The following is a 4,970-nucleotide window of genomic DNA, read 5'->3' on the forward strand; positions in this document are numbered from 1 at the left end:
TGGTTCGAGGATTACAATGAATATCATCCTCACAAGGGGCTCAAGATGAAGTCGCCAAGACAATTCATCCGCAGCCAGTTACTAACCGCATCCTGTCCGGTTTAATAGGGGCAACTCCAGATGCGCGCCATGATTTCCTTTACCAGGATATAAGGAAATTACAGTATAGAGTGTCTGGTTGTGGAAAGGCAACCCGGAGGACATTCCAAGCACTTCATTTTGCACGTCACTTTTGCGGCAAAGACGCATGCCGTTGCTCCCAATGATGGTTCTATAAAACTCTGGGAGAGGATGAGGAAGCGGAGATTTCCGCGTGCTTGTCCGGTTTATAAAACGGACGTGCGGGTGAGTTGTGCCAGCAGGCCATGGTGACGGACAAGCTGCTTCGCCGTTTTCAGGCGCTCCACCTGTACAATACATTTCAGGTCCTGCAACGCCCTGTCCAGCTTGTCGTTGATGATGATGTAATTATACTCCCCCGCATGACTCAACTCCTCGCGCGCCGCCGCCAGACGGCGGCTGATCGCTTCGAGGCTATCCTGGGCTCGATGGCGCAAGCGCATTTCCAGCACTTCGAGTGATGGCGGCAGAACAAAAATGCCCACCGCTGCGGGGAAAACCGCACGAACCTGACGCGCGCCCTGGCTGTCTATCTCGAGCAGAATGTCGCGTCCCGACATCATGGTTTCATTAATCCACTTTTTCGAGGTGCCGTAGAAATTCCCATAGAGTTCCGCGCTTTCCAGGAACTCGTCCTCTTGCAGTTTCTGCTCGAATACTTGACGCGTGACGAAATGATAATCGCGTCCTTCGATTTCTTCGGGACGGGGCTGCCGTGAGGTATATGAAATGGACAGGCTGAGATCGATATTCGCTTGCAGCAGGGCCTTGACCAGGCTGGTCTTGCCAGCTCCTGACGGCGCGCTGATGATATATAGAGTACCTGGCGTTGTAGTCATTGATTCGGCCTGCTGAAATTCCTCTTCAGCAATAGGTGTGTTACAGCTTTTTTGTTTTTACGATTGAGCTCGCGCTCTTTCCGGTGACTTCCCACCGGTCAAAGAGTCAAAGCTAGAGTGTAACAGCTTCCACAACTCAACGAGTTTCAGGATTTCACCTCTACTCTTTCTACCCTTCAACTAGTCCAAAGCCTGGGATCGCGTCCAGCGCACGATATCCCGTGTGGTCATTGCGCCCGCCTGTCGCGCCAGCTCTCGACCGCCCTTGAACAGGATCAGGGTGGGAATACTGCGAATGAGATACTGTGCGCCGACCGTTTGCTCAATATCGGTATTTACCTTCGCGAGGCGAACATGAGGCTCAAGCAGAGTCGCCGCTTCTTTGAAGGCCGGCGCCATCATTTTGCAGGGCCCACACCAAGGCGCCCAGAAATCGACCAGAACCGGAACATCGTTTTTATTAATGTAGCGCGCGAAGGTTGAATCGGTTAATTCCAACGGCTGGCCGGCGAATATCGGCTGGTGACATTGTCCGCAATTAGGCTGCTCGCCGAGGCGCGCAGTGGGGACACGGTTAATCGAGTGACAATGAGGACAGACGAGATGCAGGGAATCACTCATGAGAATTTACACATTATCATCCAATAATTCCAATAATAACCGGTAAATCGGGTACTCCCGTTTTCAATTCAAGACGATGGCTATTTGCGTGCTGAAGCGGCAAAAAACATAAACGCCAAAATTATTTATACATTCACCCGCCGATTTTCCTGCAGCTATTCGATATTGCGCCTGAATAGGAACTATAGCCTTTAAAGGCGCATGAATGCTAAGATTTGAACACTCAATCTTTGCTATGGGTACACATCTGGGTACACGTGGTGTTAAGGTTTACGAATTTCGAACTGAGCTAATCCAGCCCACCCATCAGCGTGCGATACAGTCCTGTAAATCTTATTTTCCCTAATTTCATACTGCGGCAACCCGAGCCAACCGTCAGCATGGGATACCGCTCTATAAATTTTATTACCTCGAATTTCGTACTGGGGCAATCCAAGCCATCCATCAACGTGGGACACAGCTCGGTAAATTTTGTCGCCTCGAATTTCATATTGCGGCAACCCCTGCCAGCCGGAGACATGGCTTACTGTTCTATAAATATGCACTATCTTCCTTGAAAAAATTAACCACAATATCCTATTGTTGCCTCTTGGAGGCATCCTATCTTATTAGCGAGCTTTACATCAAGGATGAAAGGCTTCAGGCGCCAATATCAGCCTTTTTATTACCTCGGCGAGGGTAACCCCTCCTCAATTTAAATTGATTGCAGGCTTCTGGTAGAGCCTTCCTCTCTGCAAAAATAAACCCGCCGAAGCGGGTTTCAAAAGGGAGTGTAAGGATGCAGGGAAGCTGTCTACCCTGCCATTTCAATATAGCAGATAACAAAAAACCCGCTCGGGGCGGGTTTTGGTGGGAGCGATAATTCAAGCTTCTAGTAACAAAGGTATTTGAGTTCCTTTTTTTGGATATGCTCGATCCATCATTACAATTAACTGATCCCATGTATCTACGGCTCGCATAAATCCCATTACGGCGTGAATATGAGATGTAAGCGCGGGATGCCCAACATCATCGGTCATCCATTGATGATGTTTTGTTTTTCTATGTCCTGATTCTCCGCGTGGATTACGAGCCTCAAGTTCTTGTACAAGCCCAGGAGCTAGCCGTTCATAAACGAGATCAATTGTGTATTTTCCTACAACTCCTGGCTTCGCATTGGACACAGACGGATACGCCCACCCCCGAAGCCTGAACATCTCTTTGTAAAACTCATCAGGAAACCTTTTCGCCCACGCAGCGTGTTCTTTCATAAGGTAGGTATCCAACAAGGCCTGAAGAGCTTTGCGATCACGTACTTCTTGATAGCCGGTAGCCTCATCGATAAGAGCCGTAATACCTATTTTTGCTAAAGACAAGACAATTATCTCTGCCTGCGCAGCAAGGTGTATCTGGTTGTGGAGTAGTATATTTGCTCTGCGTGCTGTCATATACATCCGGCAAATATCTACAATATCTTCCGCTTCAAATCCATGAGCTTTATTTCCATCAAGCTCAAATACAATTGCAGTCTGATCAAAGTCGCCGCGCTTGAATTTTTCCGGAGCATAAGGCTCAAGATTTGCGGCATTGAGGTATCTTGATAATCCACCTTTTTTATTTCCAGTAAGCAATCCAACCACTTCTCTCTGCCACACGACACGGCGACCGTCTTCAAGAACAGCGCATGGTATTTGCGCTCCTCCGATATTAATAGCCCCTGTATGAGTGGCGCTTGGGTAGCCAGCCTTCTTGAGTGCCGCTTTAGCCGCTATTCTTGACCTTTGATTTGGCGTCAGGACTTCACTTCTAGCTCTTGCTCCAATCTGTTTGGACGCGTCTTTTGCTTGCATTTATCCTCCGTTAGCAATATTGCTTGCGGCATTATATTGCAAGCAAAAATAAAGTCAAATAAAAACCCGCCGAAGCGGGTTTATGGGCAATAAAAAACCCACCAAGAAGGTGGGTCATGTTTGTTTTTTCTGGCGTGCCATAAAGCCTACTATCCCAAGTCCAGCTAGCAACATTGCGTAAGTTTCTGGCTCAGGAATGCTCGCGACAGCCATCGCGTAGTAGCCACTAGATTTTGGCTCTAAAAATTCTTGGTTGCTATTTAAATTAAAGAGCGTCGCTTTTGTCGTGTCGCTGGGAGCTTCTGAGCTAGTCCAGTACCAACTACTTTGGAGATCACTAAACAGGTTAAAGTTTGGATTGTGACTACTGAATAAACTGTTATTGCTGCTTCCGCCTAATTCATCGTTTCGCAAATGCTTTATTTCGTCAATAGTAGGCAAACGCCATTCACTATTTCCATTGAAAGTTAGATTATTTGCCCATGTGTTGGCCTCCCCCCAACTCATTTGCCCCGTTGTATGGCCATAAGGCCCGTTATGAGCGAAATTCCCATCTGAGAGCCAAGTGATACCAAGATCAGTATCAGCAATGACCCCATTGCCACGATCCTGTAAAACAGCTTGAGCAATAGGGGCGCAAACAACTCCGGCCGCCAACAAGAGGCCAGCAAGAACATTTTTAGAGGTACATTGTTTCATCGTTTTGTTCTCCTCAAAAATTACGGTAGGTTTGCTCGGTCTTAGTTCATTGAACTAGTTTCCTAGCCTAACGATAATACCGCAAAGTAGAGTATTCGCTTATTTTTTATGGTAGTCCGCATGGATTATCTCTTCGTTGCTCGGCTTGCGCGGCCCGCCACTCTTACCTCTCACGCCTGCCATTTGCTGAAACTTGATTTCGTAATTGAAAAATCAAGATGAGATTTTATTTAAATAAATCAATCGCTTTCTTACCTTCTATACCCTGCCATTTGAATTCAATTTGAAATATGGAATTTTTTGTCTGCGTGGGAAGGCGCGCGGTGTCCAAGCAGGAACGCTGTAGACTTTTGCCCACCCCCTGCCCTTTGCGTCGCCTCTCGGCTTGTCTTCGCGTCGTGGCACGCATCACACAGCAACTGCTTGTTGCTCTCGTCGTCCGATCCACCAGCCCACAGTGGAACGATGTGATCCACTTCCGTCCCGAGTCGCCCGCATGACTGACACATACCGCAGTCTCTGCGCTTAATGTTCTCTCTGTCCTTGACACCGGCGCTGCCTCTCTTGCGCTCAACGATGACAGGGCAAGCCTGCAGCGTCGGCACTCTTGATGCTCTTATCGGTTTGAGCCGAAGATTGAGAGTTGTTAGCTTCATGGGCAATAAAAAAGCCCACGTATGAGGTGGGCTCGATGGGCTGTTTTAATCTTTACCGTAGCGGCTCGTATGTGTATCCACGTGACAGCATACACGTCGATATGAGTTGCTCTTTTCTCTGACGTATCATTGCGTCATGTACTGCCGCTTCGTTCACGTCATACATCACCGCACTGCTCGCGCTTGCTGTTGCCTTTGCTGCCTCG

5 protein-coding genes are annotated in these 4,970 nt (G+C 48.1%); all 5 read right to left on the reverse strand.

What is annotated here, in order from left to right:
- Nucleotides 1–326 precede the first annotated feature (326 nt).
- Entirely contained in the window at nt 327–959 is a 633-nt protein-coding gene (gmk, locus tag AC52W5_RS09095) for a guanylate kinase (RefSeq protein ID WP_074975322.1), read from the reverse strand.
- 180 nt (nt 960–1,139) lie between these two features.
- Complete coding sequence (trxC, locus tag AC52W5_RS09100) at nt 1,140–1,580, reverse strand: thioredoxin TrxC (protein ID WP_074975321.1); 441 nt, start codon at nt 1,578–1,580, stop codon at nt 1,140–1,142.
- 863 nt (nt 1,581–2,443) lie between these two features.
- Nucleotides 2,444–3,409 (reverse strand): P63C domain-containing protein, encoded by a 966-nt coding sequence (locus tag AC52W5_RS09105; protein WP_495670760.1) that lies wholly within the window; start codon nt 3,407–3,409, stop codon nt 2,444–2,446.
- A 114-nt stretch (nt 3,410–3,523) separates the two neighbouring features.
- A complete protein-coding gene (locus tag AC52W5_RS09110; protein WP_495670761.1) occupies nt 3,524–4,108 on the reverse strand; it encodes an Lcl C-terminal domain-containing protein in 585 nt (194 codons plus the stop codon).
- Nucleotides 4,109–4,386: 278 nt separating this feature from the next.
- Nucleotides 4,387–4,764 carry an HNH endonuclease gene (locus tag AC52W5_RS09115; RefSeq protein WP_495670762.1) on the reverse strand — a complete coding sequence of 126 codons (378 nt, stop codon included), beginning with the start codon at nt 4,762–4,764 and terminating at the stop codon, nt 4,387–4,389.
- Nucleotides 4,765–4,970 lie beyond the last annotated feature (206 nt).

Source organism: Nitrosospira sp. CT (assembly GCF_059489795.1).

What these genes read in the sequence shown, in the direction of transcription:
- gmk (WP_074975322.1), bottom strand. Translation starts at nt 959, where the DNA reads ATGACTACAACGCCAGGTACTCTATATATCATCAGCGCGCCGTCAGGA.
- trxC (WP_074975321.1), bottom strand. Translation starts at nt 1,580, where the DNA reads ATGAGTGATTCCCTGCATCTCGTCTGTCCTCATTGTCACTCGATTAAC.
- AC52W5_RS09105 (WP_495670760.1), bottom strand. Translation starts at nt 3,409, where the DNA reads ATGCAAGCAAAAGACGCGTCCAAACAGATTGGAGCAAGAGCTAGAAGT.
- AC52W5_RS09110 (WP_495670761.1), bottom strand. Translation starts at nt 4,108, where the DNA reads ATGAAACAATGTACCTCTAAAAATGTTCTTGCTGGCCTCTTGTTGGCG.
- AC52W5_RS09115 (WP_495670762.1), bottom strand. Translation starts at nt 4,764, where the DNA reads ATGAAGCTAACAACTCTCAATCTTCGGCTCAAACCGATAAGAGCATCA.